The organism is Allosphingosinicella sp., assembly GCF_036403745.1.
Classification (GTDB): domain Bacteria; phylum Pseudomonadota; class Alphaproteobacteria; order Sphingomonadales; family Sphingomonadaceae; genus Allosphingosinicella.
The window spans coordinates 104,747-122,270 of the sequence record NZ_DASWQI010000039.1; the positions used below are offsets into that span (position 1 = coordinate 104,747).

At 68.8% G+C, this 17,524-nt stretch carries 17 protein-coding genes; 12 read left to right on the forward strand and 5 right to left on the reverse strand.

What is annotated here, in order from left to right; translation table 11 throughout:
* The first annotated feature begins 174 nt into the window (after positions 1-174).
* The 8 genes from VGC56_RS05895 (at position 175) to VGC56_RS05930 (ending at position 8,649) form a co-directional block, all read left to right on the forward strand.
* Positions 175-1,290, forward strand: a complete 1,116-nt coding sequence (locus tag VGC56_RS05895) for an SDR family NAD(P)-dependent oxidoreductase (RefSeq protein WP_464123893.1) — start codon at positions 175-177, stop codon at positions 1,288-1,290.
* Entirely contained in the window at positions 1,287-2,387 is a 1,101-nt protein-coding gene (locus VGC56_RS05900; protein ID WP_464123895.1) for an SDR family NAD(P)-dependent oxidoreductase, read from the forward strand. The genes VGC56_RS05895 and VGC56_RS05900 overlap by 4 nt, the downstream gene beginning before the upstream one ends.
* Complete coding sequence (locus tag VGC56_RS05905) at positions 2,380-3,492, forward strand: glycosyltransferase family 4 protein (RefSeq protein WP_464123897.1); 1,113 nt, start codon at positions 2,380-2,382, stop codon at positions 3,490-3,492. The genes VGC56_RS05900 and VGC56_RS05905 overlap by 8 nt, the downstream gene beginning before the upstream one ends.
* A complete protein-coding gene (locus VGC56_RS05910) occupies positions 3,489-4,691 on the forward strand; it encodes a CgeB family protein (RefSeq protein WP_464123899.1) in 1,203 nt (400 codons plus the stop codon). Before VGC56_RS05905 ends, VGC56_RS05910 begins: the two co-directional genes overlap by 4 nt.
* Positions 4,688-5,800: a CgeB family protein gene (locus VGC56_RS05915; protein ID WP_464123901.1), complete on the forward strand. Its 1,113-nt coding sequence runs from the start codon at positions 4,688-4,690 to the stop codon at positions 5,798-5,800. Before VGC56_RS05910 ends, VGC56_RS05915 begins: the two co-directional genes overlap by 4 nt.
* Positions 5,797-6,882, forward strand: coding sequence for a CgeB family protein (locus VGC56_RS05920; RefSeq protein ID WP_464123904.1), 1,086 nt, complete (start codon positions 5,797-5,799; stop codon positions 6,880-6,882). The genes VGC56_RS05915 and VGC56_RS05920 overlap by 4 nt, the downstream gene beginning before the upstream one ends.
* 19 nt (positions 6,883-6,901) lie before the next feature.
* Positions 6,902-7,921: a UDP-glucuronic acid decarboxylase family protein gene (locus VGC56_RS05925; protein WP_464123906.1), complete on the forward strand. Its 1,020-nt coding sequence runs from the start codon at positions 6,902-6,904 to the stop codon at positions 7,919-7,921.
* Between the two features lie 71 nt (positions 7,922-7,992).
* Complete coding sequence (locus VGC56_RS05930; protein WP_464123907.1) at positions 7,993-8,649, forward strand: glutathione S-transferase family protein; 657 nt, start codon at positions 7,993-7,995, stop codon at positions 8,647-8,649.
* 140 nt (positions 8,650-8,789) lie between these two features.
* On the opposite strand, the gene VGC56_RS05935 is transcribed toward VGC56_RS05930, so the two are convergent.
* On the reverse strand, positions 8,790-10,100 hold the full coding sequence (locus VGC56_RS05935) for a cystathionine gamma-synthase family protein (RefSeq protein ID WP_464123908.1): 1,311 nt from the start codon (positions 10,098-10,100) through the stop codon (positions 8,790-8,792).
* A gap of 176 nt (positions 10,101-10,276) precedes the next feature.
* Between VGC56_RS05935 and VGC56_RS05940 the strand changes: the two genes are divergently transcribed.
* Positions 10,277-10,747 carry a hypothetical protein gene (locus VGC56_RS05940; protein WP_464123911.1) on the forward strand — a complete coding sequence of 157 codons (471 nt, stop codon included), beginning with the start codon at positions 10,277-10,279 and terminating at the stop codon, positions 10,745-10,747.
* On the opposite strand, the gene pgeF is transcribed toward VGC56_RS05940, so the two are convergent.
* Genes pgeF through lgt form a run of 4 tightly spaced genes read right to left on the reverse strand, consistent with a single transcriptional unit; the run spans position 10,722 to position 13,928 of the window.
* Entirely contained in the window at positions 10,722-11,495 is a 774-nt protein-coding gene (gene pgeF, locus VGC56_RS05945; RefSeq protein WP_464123912.1) for a peptidoglycan editing factor PgeF, read from the reverse strand. The two genes, VGC56_RS05940 and pgeF, sit on opposite strands and share 26 nt — an antisense overlap.
* The gene (locus VGC56_RS05950; RefSeq protein WP_464123915.1) at positions 11,492-11,998 is read right to left on the reverse strand and encodes a GNAT family N-acetyltransferase; all 507 of its coding nucleotides are present in this window, start codon (positions 11,996-11,998) and stop codon (positions 11,492-11,494) included. The genes pgeF and VGC56_RS05950 overlap by 4 nt, the downstream gene beginning before the upstream one ends.
* Complete coding sequence (locus VGC56_RS05955; protein ID WP_464123917.1) at positions 11,995-13,035, reverse strand: class I SAM-dependent methyltransferase; 1,041 nt, start codon at positions 13,033-13,035, stop codon at positions 11,995-11,997. Before VGC56_RS05955 ends, VGC56_RS05950 begins: the two co-directional genes overlap by 4 nt.
* Positions 13,036-13,049: 14 nt before the next feature.
* Positions 13,050-13,928 (reverse strand): prolipoprotein diacylglyceryl transferase, encoded by an 879-nt coding sequence (gene lgt, locus VGC56_RS05960; RefSeq protein ID WP_464123919.1) that lies wholly within the window; start codon positions 13,926-13,928, stop codon positions 13,050-13,052.
* Between the two features lie 71 nt (positions 13,929-13,999).
* Between lgt and VGC56_RS05965 the strand changes: the two genes are divergently transcribed.
* From VGC56_RS05965 to phbB, 3 genes are read left to right on the forward strand one after another with little or no spacing between them, the layout of a single operon-like run.
* Positions 14,000-15,673, forward strand: a complete 1,674-nt coding sequence (locus tag VGC56_RS05965) for a class I adenylate-forming enzyme family protein (protein ID WP_464123921.1) — start codon at positions 14,000-14,002, stop codon at positions 15,671-15,673.
* 6 nt (positions 15,674-15,679) lie between these two features.
* On the forward strand, positions 15,680-16,687 hold the full coding sequence (gene hemH / locus VGC56_RS05970) for a ferrochelatase (protein ID WP_464123922.1): 1,008 nt from the start codon (positions 15,680-15,682) through the stop codon (positions 16,685-16,687).
* A gap of 35 nt (positions 16,688-16,722) precedes the next feature.
* A complete protein-coding gene (phbB, locus tag VGC56_RS05975; protein ID WP_464123924.1) occupies positions 16,723-17,445 on the forward strand; it encodes an acetoacetyl-CoA reductase in 723 nt (240 codons plus the stop codon).
* Positions 17,446-17,524: the final 79 nt, after the last annotated feature.

Here is a 17,524-nt window from a genome sequence, read left to right on the forward strand (position 1 = left end):
GTTAGCTCCCCTCGGCAGCGCCCCCGCTTCACTCCTCGCTCTTTTCACTCTCGGAACAAATCGGCCGGATGTGGGGTTAGGTGGGAAGAAGAAGAAGCTAACCCAAGCCGTTCAAAAGGCTGGACAAATCTTCCTAACTTGGATCATTGATCTAGAATAAAAAAGGGACGGGAATTGAGCGAAAAGGTTCTCATCACCGGCGGCGCCGGCTTCATCGGGCGCGCTGTGACGCGGGAGCTGCTCGGACGCGGCCATCAGGTCCGCATCCTCGATTCGATGATCGAGCAGGTCCATGGGGACAAGGAGCGCCCCGACGACCTCGCGGCGGAAGCCGAGCTGATCCGCGCAGACGTCCGCAACGGCGATGCGGTGATGAAGGCGCTGAAGGGCGTCGACAGCGTCATCCACCTCGCCGCCGAAGTCGGCGTCGGCCAGTCCATGTACGCGGTCGAGCGCTACACTTCGGTCAACGACGTCGGCACCGCCGTCCTGTTCGAGAAACTGATCGACGATCCCGTCCGCCGCGTCGTCACCGCCAGCTCGATGAGCATTTATGGCGAAGGCCTCTACAAGGATGCCGACGGCAATCCCGTCCAGGAGGCGAAGCGCGAGTCCCGCACCGGTGAGGGACAGAACTGGGACCCGGTCGATGCGTGCGGGCGGCCGCTGGTTCCCGTGGCGACTCCCGAATGGAAGCGCCCCGACCTCGCCTCGATCTACGCGCTCGGCAAATATGTCCAGGAGCGCACCACCTTCATCATGTCCGAAGCCTATGGAATGGAGGGCGTCTGCCTGCGCCTCTTCAACGTCTACGGGCCCGGCCAGGCGCTCTCCAACCCCTATACCGGGGTTCTCGCCATCTTCGCCTCGCGGCTCTTGAACGGCCAGCAGCCGATGATCTTCGAGGATGGCGAGCAGCGCCGCGACTTCGTCTATGTCGGCGACGTCGCCCGCGCCTTCGCCGACGCGCTCGAGCTGCCGCAGGCGAAGGGCGAGGTGTTCAACATCGGCTCCGGCCACGACCGCTCGGTTACCGAAGTCGCGCAGGAACTCGCCCGCGCCATGGGCAAGAACGACATCGCGCCGCAGATCGTCGGCAAGTCGCGCATCGGCGACATCCGCCATTGCTTCTGCGACGGGAGCAAGGCGGCCGAAACCCTCGGCTTCCGCGCCGAGAAGGATTTCCAGGAAGGCCTCGCCGAACTGGCCGAATGGGTCGCCGTCCAGACCGCCGACGACCGGGTCGACGAGGCCCGCGCCGAACTCGAAGCGCGGGGGCTGGTGGCATGAGTCGCGACGATCTCAGCGACTCCCGCCCCGTCCTCGTCACCGGCGGTGCCGGTTTCATCGGGTGCAACATCGCCAATGCGCTCGCCGAGCGGGGCCACGAGGTGCTGGTCTACGATGCCCTTTCCCGCCCCGGCGTCGAGAAAAACCTCGCCTGGCTGAAGGAGCGCCACGGCGAGCAGGTCCAGGCGATCGTCGCCGACGTCCGCGACGAGGATTCGCTCGCCCGCGCCGCCCGCGAGGCGCAGGCCGTGTTCCACATGGCCGCCCAGGTCGCCGTCACCACGTCGATGGTCGATCCGCGCGAGGATTTCGAGATCAACATCCGCGGCACGTTGAACCTGCTGGATGCGATCAGGCTCAAGGGTGACGGCACCCCCGTGATCTTCGCCTCGACCAACAAGGTCTATGGCGATCTGGGCGACATCGACTTTCGCCTCGAAGGCGAGCGCTACTGCGCGCAGGACCCCGCCGTCGCCCGCGCCGGCATCGCCGAAACCCGTCCGCTCGATTTCCATACGCCCTATGGCTGCTCGAAGGGCGCCGCCGACCAGTACGTCCTCGATTATGCCCGCAGCTTCGGCATGCGCACCGCCGTCCTGCGGATGAGCTGCATCTACGGCCTCAGGCAGATGGGCACCGAGGACCAGGGCTGGGTCGCCCACTTCCTGATCCGCGCGCTCGAGGGCAAGCCGATCACCCTCTACGGCGACGGCTGCCAGGTCCGCGACATCCTCGACGTCTCGAACGCCGTCGAAGCCTATCTCAAGGCCTGGGAGCGGATCGACCGGGTGAAGGGCCGCGCCTTCAACCTCGGCGGCGGCCCCGCAAATGCGGTGAGCCTGCGCGAGCTCCTCGCCCACATCTCGGCCCTGCTCGGCCGCGAACTGGACGTCCATTATTCCGACTGGCGCGCCGGCGATCAGCGTTACTTCGTCGCCGACACCAATGCGATTCGGCATGCCCTCGGCCTCTCTCCGGCGGTGCCGTGGAAGGAGGGCGTCGCCCTCCTTGCCGAATGGCTGCGCGAATCGAGACGCCTCCCGCGTGAGACGGTCCAGGTCCCCGCCGTCGACAGCGGGGAGGTGGCGCATGCCTAAGCGCATTCTCGTCACGGCCGACGCCGTGGGCGGCGTCTGGCAGTACAGCCTCGATCTCGCCCGCGGGCTCTCCCGGCTCGGCATCGCCACGGTGGTCGCCGTGATGGGTCCATCGCCGTCCGAGGAGCAGCGCGCCGCCGCGGGCGTCATTCCGGGCCTGAAGCTGATCGACACCGGCCTCGCCTTGGACTGGCTGGCGGAGGACGGCGCCGCGCTCCGCGACGCCGCCCGGGGCATCGCCGCGCTGGCAAAGGATGCTGAGGTGGACATCGTCCAGCTCAACAGCGCCGCCCTCGCCGCCGAGGCGGACTTCCCGGCGCCCGTTGTCGTCGTCCACCACAGCTGCGTGGCCACCTGGTGGGCGGCGGTCCACGCCAGCCCGCTGCCCCACGACTTCGTGTGGCGGACCGATATGGTCCGCGCCGGCCTCCACGCCGCCGCCGCAATCGTCACCCCCACCACCGCGTTCGGCGAGGCGGTGCAGCGCACCTACGCGCTCGATGCGGCCCCGCGCACCGTCCACAACGGCCGGACGCCGCTGGTGGTGCGCCACGGCGCCCTCCACGATTTCGTCTTTACCGCGGGGCGCCTGTGGGACGAGGGCAAGAACCTCGCCACCGTTGACGCCGCTGCGGCGTCGGTCGGCGTGCCGGTGCGCGCCGCCGGCCCCTTGAAGGGCCCCAATGGCGCCGAGGTGATGTTCGATAATCTCCACTGCCTTGGCAATCTCGGCGAGGAGGAGATCGCCCGCTGGCTTTCCGCCCGCCCGGTCTTCGTCTCGGCCGCGCTCTACGAGCCGTTCGGCCTCTCTGTGCTCGAAGCCGCCGCCGCCGGCTGCCCGCTCATCCTCTCCGACATCCCGACCTTTCGGGAGCTGTGGGAGGGGGTGGCGACGTTCGTGCCGCCCCGCGACGAGCAGGGCTTCGTCCGCGCCATCTCCGACCTGGTTGGGGACGATTTCGAGCGCTCGGTGCAGGGCCACGCCACGGCCGAGCGCGCCGCCCGCTTCACCCCCGACGTGATGGCCGCGCAAATGGCGACGCTCTACCGCGGCCTCCTCCCCGCCGTCCGCCGCCCCGTCCTCGCCGCGAGGGCCGCGGCGTGAACATCGTCTATTTCACCCATTCCCTCCAAAGCTGCTGGAACCACGGCAACGCCCACTTCCTGCGCGGCGTCCTGCGCGAGCTCCAGGCGAAGGGGCACAAAGTCCAGGCTTATGAGCCGGAGGGTGCGTGGAGCCTGGAAAACCTCCTCAAAGACCATAGCGAGGAGGGGCTGGAGCCGTGGCGCGAGGCCTATCCGGAGCTGAGCTCCACCCGCTTCGGCCCGAAGGCGGATCTGGAAGAATTGGTCGAGGGCGCCGATCTCGTCATCGTCCACGAATGGAACGAGCATGATCTGGTGGCGAAGCTCGGCCGGCTCCGTTCCCGGGGCGTCCCCTTCACCTTGGTCTTCCACGACACCCACCACCGCGCCGTCAGCGATCCCAAATCGATGCGCGCCTACGACCTCTCCGCCTATGACGGCGTGCTCGCGTTCGGCGAGGCGCTGTCCGAAGTGTATCGCGGCTGGGGCTGGGGCGACCGCGTCTTCACCTGGCACGAGGCCGCCGACATCCGCCACTTCCACCCGCCGGTGGAGGAGGGCGAGCGCAAGGGGCTCGTCTGGATCGGCAATTGGGGCGAGGGCGAGCGGACCAAGGAGCTGAAGGAATACCTCTTCCTCCCCGCCCGCGCCGCCGGCCTCGGCCTCGACGTCTACGGCGTGCGCTACCACGAGACGGCCAAGGCGACGGTGCGCCGCTACGGCGGCCATTACCATGGCTGGCTCGCCAATGCGGAGGCGCCGCGCATCTTCGCTCGCCACCTCGCCACCATCCACGTGCCGCGGCGCTACTACACGAAGCTCCTCCCGGGCATCCCGACCATCCGGGTGTTCGAGGCGCTCGCCTGCGGCATCCCGCTACTCTGCGCCCCGTGGGACGATGCCGAGCACCTCTTCCGCCCCGGCACCGACTACCTCATCGGCGAGGACGAGGCGGCGATGACGAAGGCCCTGCGGGATGTCGCCGGCGACCCGTCCCTCCGCCAGTCCCTGATCGACCACGGCCTTGAAACCATCCGCGCCCGCCACACCTGCGCCCATCGGGCCGATGAGCTGCTGGGGATCGTCGCCACCTTGAAGCCTCTCCCCTTCAGGGGAGGGGTTGGGGTGGGGCCTGTAGCGACTCGCCGCCTGGAGCTCATCGACAGCCCTCACGCCTCGATCCCCTCCCCTGAAGGGGAGGGGAGGAGATACGCATGAAGATCGCTTTCTACGGCTCCAGCCTGCTCTCCTCCTATTGGAACGGCGCCGCGACCTATTATCGCGGCCTGCTGCGCGACCTCGCCGGGCGCGGGTACGCCATCAGTTTCTATGAGCCCGACGCCTTCGACCGGCAGCAGCACAGGGACATGGAGGCGCCGGACTGGGCGCGCTCGATCGTCTACGACGCCACCCCGGAAGCGCTCCGCGGCGTGCTGGAGGAAGCCGGCTACGCCGACATCGTCGTCAAGGCGAGCGGCGTCGGCGTGTTCGACGCCGAGCTGCTCCAAGGGATCATCGAGCACAGCCGCGAAGACGCGCTCAAGATCTTCTGGGACGTCGATGCCGCCGCCACCCTGGACGAAATGCGCGCCGACGACAGCCATCCCGTCCGCCGCGCGCTCCCCAGCCTCGACATGGTGCTGACCTATGGCGGCGGCCCGCCGGTCATCGACGCCTATGAAGGCTTCGGCGCCCGCCGCTGCGTCCCCGTCTACAATGCACTCGATCCGACGACGCACCATCCGGTGGGGCCGGATCCCGCCTTCGCCGCCGACCTCGCCTTCCTCGGCAACCGTCTTCCGGACCGCGAGGCGCGGGTCGAGGAATTCTTCCTACGAGCGGCCGCCGCCCTCCCCGAGCGCAGCTTCCTGATCGGCGGCAACGGTTGGGAGTCGAAGGCGATGCCCGGCAACGTCCGCCACCTCGGCCACGTCTACACCCACCAGCACAACGCCTTTAATTGCACGCCGCTGGCGGTGCTTAACGTCGCCCGCGACTCGATGGCGAATATCGGCTTTTCCCCCGCCACCCGCGTATTCGAGGCCGCCGGCGCCGCCGCCTGCCTGATCACCGACGCCTGGGAGGGGATCGAGCAATTCCTTACCCCCGACGCGGAAGTGCTGGTCGCCCGCGACGGCCAGGACGTTGCCGACCACGTCGCCGCGCTCACGCCCGAGCGCGCCCGCGCCATCGGCCAGGCCGCGCTGCGCCGGGTGCTGGCCGAGCACACCTACGCCCACCGCGGCGAGCAGGTGGACGCGCTGTTTCGCGCCGCCGTTGTGCGAACGGAAGCCGTGGGCCCTGAGCTGGCGCGGAGCGCCGCATGAAGCTCGTCGTCCTCGGCCTTTCCCTCTCGTCCAGCTGGGGCAACGGCCACGCCACCACCTTCCGCGCCCTCCTCAAAGCCTTCGCCGCGCGGGGGCACGACATCCTGTTCCTCGAGCGGGACGTCCCCTGGTACCGGGACAATCGCGACGTCACCGATCCCGATTATTGCCGCCTCGAATATTATGCGGACCTCGCCGGCCTCGCCCGCTGGCGCCAGGAGATAGCCAACGCCGACGCGGTGATGGTCGGCTCCTACGTGCCCGAAGGCGTGGAGGTCGCCCGCTTCGTCCAGGCGCATGCCCGCGGCGCCACCGCTTTCTACGACATCGACACGCCAGTCACCCTCGCCAAGCTGGAGCGGGGCGATTTCGAATATCTCTCGCCGGAAGTGACCCCCGGCTACGACGTCTACCTCTCCTTCACCGGCGGCCCGACGCTGCGCCGCATCGAGCGCGAGTACGGCGCCCCCGCCGCCCGCGCCCTCTATTGCTCGGTCGACCCCGACGCCTACCCGCCGCTCGAATTGCCGAAGCGATGGGACCTCTCCTATCTTGGCACCTACAGCCCCGACCGCCAGCCGACGCTGGAGCGCCTGCTCATCGAACCGGCCCGGCGCATGCCGGAGCGCCGCTTCGTCGTCGCCGGCCCGCAATATCCCGCGGACATCGACTGGCCCGCGAACGTCGAGCGAATCGACCATTTGCCGCCGGCCGAGCACCCCGCTTTCTACGCCGCCTCGCGCTACACGCTGAACGTCACCCGCGCCGACATGATCGCCGCCGGCTGGTCCCCCTCGGTGCGCTTGTTCGAGGCCGCCGCCTGCGCCGTGCCGGTGGTGTCGGACATCTGGGAAGGCCTCGACAGCCTGTTTACGCCGAGCGAGGAGATCGTCCTCGCGCGCACCACCGACGAGGTCGTCGCGCTCCTGTCTTCCGACGCGGAGGCCGCCGACATGGGCCGCCGCGCCCGCGCCCGCGTGATGCACGGGCACCGCGCCGCGGACCGCGCCGCCGAGCTCGAAGCCCATTTTGCCGAAGCCATCGAAGCGCGGGCCGAGCCGCTCGCGGTGGCGGCGCTGTGACGAACGACCATGACACGCAATGGAGGTATCGCCTGTGAGGAACCGTAACGAGTTGGTGCTGGTCGCGGGCGGCGCGGGGTTCATCGGATCGCACATCATCGACGTGCTGCTGGGGGAGGGCGCTCGGGTCGTCTGCCTCGATTCCTATTTGACCGGCCGGCCGCAGAACCTGCGCCACCTCGAGCGCGACAGCCGCTTCGATTTCGTCGAAGGCGATATCGTCGACGCGCTGCCGGGCGAGATCGCCCGTGCCCACTTCACCCGCATCTTCAACTTCGCCTGTGCCGCCTCGCCGCCGCACTACCAGGCGGATCCGGAGCATACGATGCTGACCAACGTCGTCGGCACCCGCAATCTCCTCCGCCTCGCCGAGGAGAAGCGCGCCCGCTTCCTCCTGAGTTCAACCAGCGAGGTTTATGGCGATCCGGAGCAGCACCCGCAGCGCGAGGCCTATCGCGGCTGGGTCAGCTGCACCGGTCCGCGCGCCTGCTACGACGAGGGCAAGCGCGCCGCCGAGACGCTGACCTTCGACTATCAGCGCGCCGGCCGCGCGGACGTCCGCGTCGCCCGCATCTTCAACACCTACGGCCCGCGCATGCGCCCGGACGACGGCCGCGTCGTGTCGAACGTCATCTGCCAGGCGCTCGCCGGCGACGACGTCACAGTCTACGGCGACGGCAGCCAGACCCGCAGCTTCTGCTACGTCTCCGATCTCGTCGAGGGCCTGGTCCGGCTGATGGCGAGCGACGTGAAGGACGGCCCCGTCAACCTCGGCAACCCGGTCGAGCTCACCGTCTCGGACCTCGTCGAGCGCGTGCTGCGCCTCACCGGCTCGCGCTCCCGAATCGTCCACCGCCCGCTCCCGGTCGACGACCCCCGCCGCCGCCGCCCGGACATCTCCCGCGCCGGGGAACGGCTCGGCGGGTGGGAGCCCAAGGTCCCGCTCCAGCAGGGGCTCGAAGCCACCGCCGCCTGGTTCGCCGACGAGCAGGGCCACAGCGGTCGCCGGGAGCAGTTCGTCGAGATCGCCGCCGAATAGCCCTTCCGGGGCTGGCGTTTCGTCCCTCCCCATGCCAGCCCTTCCGCCGACATCAACGGCAGGAGGCGCATGTGGCGCTCACTCTCTACGCGCACCCCTTCTCCTCTTACTGCCAGAAGGTGCTGATCGCGCTTTGGGAGAACGACCTGCCGTTCACCTACAAGGTGATCGGCGAGGAGCCCGGCCTCGCCGAGGAGCATCGCGCTTTGTGGCCGTTCGGCAAATTCCCGACTCTTGTCGACGACGGCCAGACCGTCGCCGAGACGAGCATCATCATCGAGCATCTGGGGCTGAAGCATCCGGGCCCGGTTTCGCTTGTGCCCGCCGATCCGGAGGCGGCGCTGGAGGTCCGTTTCCTCGATCGCGTCTTCGACAATTATGTGATGACGCCCACCCAGCAGGCCGTGGGGACGGTGCTGCGCGGCGGCGGCACCCGCGAAGAAGCGATGGCCATCGCGATGCCTGGGCTGGAAACCGCCTATGCCTGGCTAGAAGACCATCTCGCCGGCCGCACTTGGGCCGCGGGCGATAGCTTCACCCTCGCCGACTGCGCCGCCGCCCCGTCGCTCTTCTACGCCGATTGGGTCCACCAGATCGACGACGCCCGCTTCCCGACGCTGCGCGCCTACCGCTCGCGCCTGCTGGCCCGCCCGTCGGTCGCCCGCGCCGTGGACGGCGGCCGCCCCTACCGCCACTATTTCCCCCTCGGCGCTCCGGACCGGGACTGAAAAACTCGTCCTCCCCGTCGCGCAGCGATGGGGAGGGGGACCGCACGAAGTGCGGTGGAGGGGCCTTACGGAGTCCGAGCAGGCCCCTCCACCATGCTTTGCATGGTCCCCCTCCCCACCGGCTTCGCCGGCAGGGAGGACTAGGCCACCGCCGCCAGCGCCTGGTCGAAGTCGGCGATCAAATCGTCGGCATCCTCGACGCCGATCGAGATGCGCACCAGGTTATCCGTGATCCCAAGCGCCTGCTTGCGCGCGTCGGGGACGGAGAGGTGGGTCATCGCCGCGGGGGCGCTCGCCAGCGTCTCGGTGCCGCCGAGGCTTACCGCCAGATGCGCGATCTTGAGACTGTCGAGGAAGGCGAACGCCTCCGCCTCGCCGCCCTTCAGATACAGCGAGAAGGTCGAGCCCGCGCCGGTGCAGTGGCGGCGGTAGATGTCGGCCTGGCGCCCTTCCTTCAGGAAGCCGAGATAGCCGACGCTCTCGACCTTGGGATGCTGGCGAAGGAACTCGCAGACCTTCTCGGCATTTCGGCCGGCCTTCTCCATGCGGAGCTCCAGCGTCTCGAGCGAGCGCAGCAGCATCCACGCCGTGTTCGGATCGGTAATCGTCCCGATCGTGTTGCGCATCATCCGGATCGGGTTGATCAGCGCCTTCGCGCCGACGACGCCGCCCGCGACCAAGTCCGAATGGCCGCCGGCATATTTGGTGAGCGAGTAGATGGAGAGGTCGGCGCCGTGGTCGAGCGGCTTGGCCCAGAGCGGGCCGAGGAAGGTGTTGTCGATCGCAATCGGCGGCCGCTCTTCCTCGCCGAACAAAGCGTCGCGCGCCGCCGCGACGGCCTCGACGTCGACCAGGGCATTGGTCGGGTTGGCCGGGCTTTCGAGGTAGATGAGCGGCACGCGGCCCTTGGCCTTGGCCTGCTCGAGTACCGCCTCGATCTCGCTCCGCTCCGCGCCCGCCGGGAAGTCGAGCCAGGACACGCCGAACTTGCCGAGGATGCGCGCGATCAGCGTCTCGGTCGCGGCGTAGAGCGGCCCCGAATGGACGATGACGTCCCCCGGCTGGACGAAGGTCATCAGCAACGTTGCGATGGCCGACATGCCCGACGAGAAGGTCAGCGCGTCCTCGGCATCCTCCCAGAGGCCGAGCCGGTCCTCCAATATTTCCTGGTTCGGCCCGTTGAAGCGCGAATAGACGAGCCCCTCGGCCCCGCCGGGACGCTTGCCGGTGACGCCCTCGAAGTGCCGCTTACCGGCGGCGGCATTCTCGAACACGAAGGTCGAGGTGAGGAAGATCGGGGGTTTGAGCGAGCCTTCCGAAAGCGCCGGATCGAAGCCGTGGCCCATCATCAGGGTGGCGGGCTTCAGCCGGCGTCCGCCGACTTCCAGGACGGGCTGCTTGGGGCGGCGGCGCGGGTTGGCGCCGGTGAGGTCGGATTCGTCTGCGGCCATGATGTGTCTCCTTGCCGGTGCAATGTGCGTGGAGACCGGGCCCCCGCAGCCGGGAGGCCCACCGGCCGCTTGCGCGGCCCGGAGGGGTGAGGTCCGTCGCCCGCGCGCCCTCTAGCGCAAGCGAAGGGGGATCATCCACCCCTTCCGATTTCCGCTCGTCGCGCTAGATCTGCGCCATGGCGAGCTTTGAGGAGATGACGAACGGGCGGGAGGGGGTGATCACCTTCGCCGCGACTTTCGCGAGCCTGTTCGCCGCCGGCGGCGCGACCCGGCTCGTCACCGCCGAGCCGATGCCGTTCGTCTCGACCTTGCTCTTCTTCCTGCTCGTCCTCGCCTACGCGACCCTCACCGGGCCGGGACGCCGGGCCGGGCTGCCCGACTTCGTCGCCAGCGCATTGGGCGTGCCGACGCTTTTCACGTTCCTGCTGCTCCCCTTGGGGCTCCTCAGCCCTGGGGCCGCGGACCTGCTCCTGCTCTGCGCAAGGGTCGGCCTGCCGATGTGGACCGGCGGCCCCGACGGCTATCTCCCGGTGGTAGCGCTCTTCTGGGGCGTATCGGTCGCAATTCCTTTCTTCGCGGCGATCCTCGCCCAGAGCTTCCTGCTCCCCGCCATCGAGGAGTTCATCGAGCGGCGGAGAGCGCGATAAGCGACACCTGCCGCCCGTAATCCGCCTCGCCCCGGTGGGTGGCGCGGCGGTAGCTGAAGAAGCGGGCGGGCTGCGAATAGGTGTCCTCGCCCATCGCCTCAATGCGGCTCAGGCCCGCTGCGGCCAGGCGGGAGACGACGAAGCCTTCGAGGTCGAACAGCCGCCGGTCCGGCCGGGCGCCGGCGGAGAAGAAGCGCTCATTCTCCGCATCCTCGGCCTCGAAGCGGCGCAGGAAGGCCTCGTCCACTTCGTAGGAGCGGCGGGCGATGCAGGGGCCGACGGCGGCGGCGATCCGCCCCCGCACCGCGCCGAGCCGCTCCATCTCGACGATCGTCGCCTCGACCACGCCGCCGATCGCGCCCTTCCAGCCGGCGTGAGCGGCGCCGATCACGCCCGCCTCCCCATCCGCGAACAGCACCGGCGCGCAATCGGCGGTGAGGATGCCGAGGACGAGCCCAGGCCGGTCCGTCGCCATGGCGTCCAGCTTCGGGCGCTCGCCGTCGGCAAAGGGCGCCGTCACCGCCAGCGCCCCGCCGGAATGGACCTGGTGCACCGTCACCAGCTGCGCGCCCGGCGCCACCGCTTCGACCGCGCGGCGCCGATTCTCGTGGATCGCGTCGCGGTCGTCGTCCGAGCCGAGGCCGACATTCAGTCCCGCGCACACGCCTTTGGATACACCGCCGCGCCGGCCGAGGAAGCCGTGCGCCACGCCCTCCAACGCCCGAGCACGCAGCCCTTCGACCGTCATAGCGTCAGCTTCCAGATCTCGTCCTCGTCGGCCTGCTCGCCGACCATGAAATGGTAAGGCTTGACGAACGTGAAGCCGTAGCGCCGGTAGAAGGCCTGCGCCCGATAATTCTCGGTGAAGACCGAGAGATAGACTTCCTCCGCACCGCGCCGCCGCGCTTCACCCAAGGCCCAGTCCATCAGCGACTGCGCGATGCCGACCCCGTGCCACTCCGGCAGCAAATAGAGCTGCCGAAGCTCGATCGCCGGCGCCCGCGTTTCCACCGGCAGGGTGAGGGGGCCGATCTTGCAGAAGCCCGTCGCCGTCTCGCCCTCGAAGGCGAGCCGCACCTGGTAGCGCGGGTCGGAAAGCTCGCCGCGCCAGCCGTCGGCGTTGAGCCGCTCGAGGAACGGCTGCAGATCCTCCTCCCGATAGAGGTGCCCGAAGGTCAGCGCGAAGCTGCGCCCGCTGATGTCGGCGAGGAGGTCGGCATCGTCCATGGCGGCGTCGCGATAGGAGATCATGCCAGCCCCGCCGGATCGGGCCAGGCCGGCGCCGCCAGCGCCATCACCTTGAACAAGGTCCCCATCTGCTCCGGCGCCGTCAGGCGGGCATGGGCCGCTTCGATCTCCTCCGCGCGCGCCGGGGCTGCCGCCGCAAGCGCCGCCGCGCGTGCGTCGATGCCGAGCGCCGTCAGCCACGCACCCTGCGTCACCGGCCCCAGCACCCGGACCCCTTCCGCCTCCGCGGCGGCGCCGAGCGCTTCGAAATCGACATGCACCGTCAAATCATTCTCCCCCGGCTCCATCCACGGATCGGCGTAAAGGTGCCCCCGCACCGCCTGCAGCGTGTCTCCCGCCGCCGTGCGCGCATGGCCGTAATCGACGATCAGCGCCACCCCGCCTTGGCGCACGAGCCGCTGCGCGAGCTGCCGGACGATGGCGGCGGCGGCAGGCGAGACTTCGAGGATGCTCCCTTCCGGCGCCTCCCGCACATGGGCCGGGAGGGCCGAGCCGGGCATCGGGCGCCCCGCCTCCGGCACGAAGCGGTCGCCCTCCACGTCCACGACCCGCTCGTGCCAGCCCTCTCCCGCCCGCACCAGCTGCCGCGCCGGCAGCGCGTCGAAGAATTCGTTGGCGACGACGAGCAAAGGCCCCGCCTCGGGCAGCGTCGCGACATCGTCATGCCACCGCACAGCCGGCAGCCGCTCCGCCTGCTGCGCGCGCAGCGTCGGGCTCGTCTCGACCAGCTCGACCGGCGGCGAGAGCTCCGCCGCCCGCATCGCCCGCAGCGCATCCGCCGCGAGCGTCCCCCGGCCGGGGCCGAGCTCGACATACGAGATTCCCTCCGGCCGGCCCGCCCGGTCCCAGGCGTCGGCGAGGCAGAGGCCGGTCAGCTCGCCGAACATCTGGCTGATCTCGGGCGCCGTGGTGAAATCGCCGCCCGCGCCGAGAGGGTCGCGGGTGGCGTAATAATGGGCGTTGGCGAGCGCCATATACTCGCCGACCGGGATCGGCCCGGACGCCGCGATCAGCCGGCGGAGGCGTTCCGTGAGAGACATATTTCCCTCACAAACTAGGCCACGCTCTCGGTGCCGGCCACCGGCTCCACCCGCACGCGCCGCCCGTTGGCGGTGGCGATGAGGTAGACGCCGCCCAGGATCATCGGCAGCGAGAGCCACTGGCCCATGTGGAGGTGGGTCGCCGCCGCGAACTGCATCAGCTGCTCGTCGGCTTCGCGAAAGAACTCGACCGCGAAGCGGCTGAGGCCGTAGCCGAGCAGGAAGATGCCGACCAATTTGCCGGGCTGGTATCGCGCCTCGCTCTTCCAGAAGGCCCAGGCGAGGACACAGAACAGGACGATGCCTTCGAGCACCGCCTCGTAAAGCTGGCTCGGATGGCGGGCGAGCTGCTGCGGATCGGCCGGGAAAACCATCGCCCAAGGCACGTCGGTCGCCCGGCCCCACAATTCGCCGTTCACGAAATTCGCGAGCCGCCCGAAGAACAGGCCGAAGGGCACGCAGCAGGCGACGTAATCGTGGATGCGCAGCCAGTTGAGCCCGTTCTTGCGCGCGAGATAGAGGATGCCGAGGCTGGTGCCGATCACGCCCCCGTGAAACGACATGCCGCCGTCCCACATCTTCACGATCTCCAGCGGCTGGCTGAGATAGAAACCTGGTCGGTAGAACAGCACGTAGCCGAGGCGGCCGCCGAGGATGATGCCCAGCGTCGCGTAGAAGACGAGATCGTCCGCATGCCGCCGCGCCATCGGCGCACCGGGGCGGTCGAGCAGCTTTAAGAGATACCACCAGCCGAGCAGGATGCCCGCGAGATAGGCCAGCGAATACCAGCGTATCGGCAGCGGCCCGAGCTTCACCGCAATGGGGCTGAGGCCAAGGTCGGCGAACTGGATCGCATGGTGCGCGCCGGCCGCTGCAACCTGTGTCAGTAACATGTGGATCAAGGCTTCCCCCGCTGGCTCCGGCCCCTCATAAGGACGGGCAAAGCAAACGGGAAGGGTGAGGAATGCCGAGCGAGCTCGACCGCAAGTTCGATGCGGTGCTGGCCCATGTGATCGGCCCCGGCGGCCGGGTGCAGATCGGCGAGGACGCGAAGGGCCGCGCGATCGTCGCCAACTTCCCGCCGACCCTCCCGAGCTTCTTCGACACCTTCTGCATGCTGAACGGCGCCACCGAAGGAATCGTGGCCGACGGTGAAAGGCTGACCTTCGCGCAGCTCAACGAGGAGGGGACGAAGCTCGCCCACGCCCTCGTCGGCGGTTTCGGGGTGAAGAAGGGCGACCGCGTCGCCATCGCCATGCGCAACTGCCCCGCCTGGATCGTCGCCTACATCGCCATCGTCAAGGCGGGCGCGATCGCCACCCTCGTCAACGGCTGGTGGCAGGCCGGCGAGATGCGCCATGCGCTCGAACTCACCGCGCCCGTCCTCGTCCTGTGCGACGCTCCGCGCGGCGCGCGGCTCGAAGCGGCGGGATGCGAGGCGGCGGTCACGCTCCCCATCGAGAAGCCGATCGCCGAGGCGCTGGCCCCGCTCTACACCCGCGGCGACGGCGCGGATGCGACCCTTCCGGAGGTGACGCCGGAGGACGACGCCACCATCCTCTTCACCTCGGGCTCGACCGGTCTCGCCAAGGGCGCCGTCTCCACCCACCGGGCCGTCACCACCGGCGTCTATGCCTATGCCATCGGCCTCCTCACCATGCTGGGCATATTGGAGAGCGAGGGCCGGCCGCCGACCAATCCGCCCAAGACGCTCGTCAACGTGCCGCTCTTCCACGTCACCGGCGAAGTGCCGGTGCTCCTGAACAGCTTCGTCATCGGCCGCGGCATGGTCTTGATGGCGAAATGGGATCCGGGCGAGGCGCTGCGCCTCATCCAGGCCGAGCATGTCACCTATTTCGTCGGCGTGCCGACGATGAGCCTCGAGCTGATGCAGCACCCGGACCGCGACAAATACGACCTCTCCTCGCTGACCGACATCGCCGCCGGCGGCGCCGCGCGCCCGGTCGCGCACGTCAAGCGCCTGCAGGAAAGCTTCCGCGGCGCCCAGCCCGCGCTCGGCTACGGCCTCACCGAGACCAATGCGGTGGGCTGCGGCAATTTCTGGCAGAATTACGCCGACAAGCCCGCCTCTACCGGCCGTCCGCACCGCCCTTTCGTAGAGCTCGCGATCCTCGGCGAAGGCGGCCGCCACCTCGGCACCGGCGAGCGCGGCGAAATCGCCATCCGCAGCGCCGCCAACGTGCGCGGCTATTGGAACGACCCCGCCGCCACCGCCGCCGCCTTCACCGCGGACCTCTATCTGCGCACCGGCGACGTCGGCTATCTCGACGAGGATTCCTATCTGTTCATCGTCGACCGCAAGAAGGACATCATCATCCGCGGCGGCGAGAATATCAGCGCGCAGGAAGTGGAGGCCGCGCTCTACGCCGACAGCCGCGTCTCCGAAGCCTCGGTCTTCGCCATCCCCGACGAGCGCCTGGGCGAAGTCCCCGCTGCGGTCATCTATTCGGAGGACGACCACGGCCTTACCGCGGACGATCTGAAAGCCGCCCTCGCCGAGCGGATCGCCCCCTTCAAGGTGCCCGCCCAGATCTGGATCGAACCCGCCCCGCTCCCCAAGCTAGGCACCGGCAAGATCGACAAGATGGCCCTCCGCCAGAAATATCACGGCGCCTGAGCCTGGATGGAGCGCCCGGCCGACCACCCTCCGATCCGCTCCGCCAAGATCGGCGTGCTGCTCGTCAACCTCGGCACGCCCAATTCGCCCGAGCCGGGAAGTGTGCGGCTTTACTTGAAGGAATTCCTCTCCGATCCGCGGGTGGTCGAGATCCCGCAGCTCGTTTGGCAGCCGATCCTGCGCGGCATCATCCTCACCACCAGGCCCAAGAAATCGGCGCATGCGTACAAGCAGGTGTGGACCGACGAGGGCTCGCCGCTCGCCGCCATCACGGCGCGGCAGGCGAAGGCGCTCGCCGGCAGCTGGGGCGAGGGGGTGATCGTCGATCACGCGATGCGGTACGGCAAGCCGGCCATTTCCGAGAAGATCGACGCACTGAAGGCGCGGGGCTGCGACCGCATCCTCCTCGCGCCGCTCTATCCGCAGTACTGCGCCGCGACGACGGCCACGGCCAATGACGAGGCATACCGGCATTTGCGCCACCTGCGCTGGCAGCCGGCGGTGCGGACGCTGCCGCCTTATCATAACGATCCCGCCTACATCGCCGCCCTGGCGCAGAATCTGGAGCAAGGCCTCGCGGCGCTCGACTTCGCGCCGCAGGCGATCCTCGCCAGCTTCCACGGCATGCCGGAGCGGACGCTGGAACTGGGGGACCCCTATCATTGCCACTGCCAGAAGACGGCGCGGCTGCTCTCCGAGGCGACGGGCCGGCCGCTGCGCATCACCTTCCAGTCCCGGTTCGGCCGGGCGAAATGGCTCACGCCCGCGACCGACACGACTTTGGAGGCGCTGCCCGGGGAGGGCGTGACCCGCGTCGCCCTCATCGCTCCGGGCTTCTCCGCCGATTGCCTCGAGACGCTGGAGGAGCTGGCGATCCGCGGCAAGGAGAGTTTCCTCGCCGCCGGCGGCACCCACTTCGCCTACCTCCCGTGCCTCAACGACAGCGCGGACGGGATCGATATGCTGCGCCGCATCGTTGGCCGGGAACTTGAAGGATGGCTGCCCACCTCGTAACGCGGCGGCACAAAAAGAAACAGGAGAGGATGGCAATGGCACGAGTTGCAGTCGTCACCGGCGGGACCCGCGGCATCGGCGAGGCGATCAGCGTCGCACTGCGCGATGCGGGCATGACCGTCGCCGCGAATTACGCCGGCAACGACCAGAAGGCGTCCGAATTCACCGAGCGCACCGGCATCAAGGCGTACAAGTGGGACGTCTCCGATTTCGACGCCTGCCTCGAAGGCTGCCGCCGCATCGAGGAGGAACTCGGGCAGATCGACGTCGTCGTCAACAATGCCGGCATCACCCGCGACGCGACGATGAAGCGGATGACGCGGGACCTGTGGGACGAGGTCCTGCACGTAAATCTCGGCGGCTGCTTCAACATGGCCAAGTCGGTGTGGGACGGGATGAATGCCCGCAAGTACGGCCGCATCGTCAACATCGGTTCGATCAACGGCCAGGCCGGCCAATATGGCCAGGTCAATTACGCGGCGGCCAAATCGGGCATCCACGGTTTCACCAAAGCGCTGGCCCAGGAAGGGGCCGCCAAGGGCATCACGGTCAATGCCATCGCTCCGGGCTACATCGACACCGATATGGTTTCGGCGGTACCGGCGAATGTGCTGGAAAAGATCGTTGCCCGCATCCCTGTAGGCCGCCTCGGACAAGCCCATGAGATCGCCCGTGGCGTGGCTTTCCTGGTTGCGGATGAGGCCGGGTTCGTTACCGGCTCCACGCTCTCCATCAATGGCGGCCAGCATATGTATTAGGCCCTGTGGAAACAGGGCTTAAGCCCGGCGGGCTTGACCCGGCCTCCGAGCCGGCGCATGTCCATGCCCGCAAAATGAC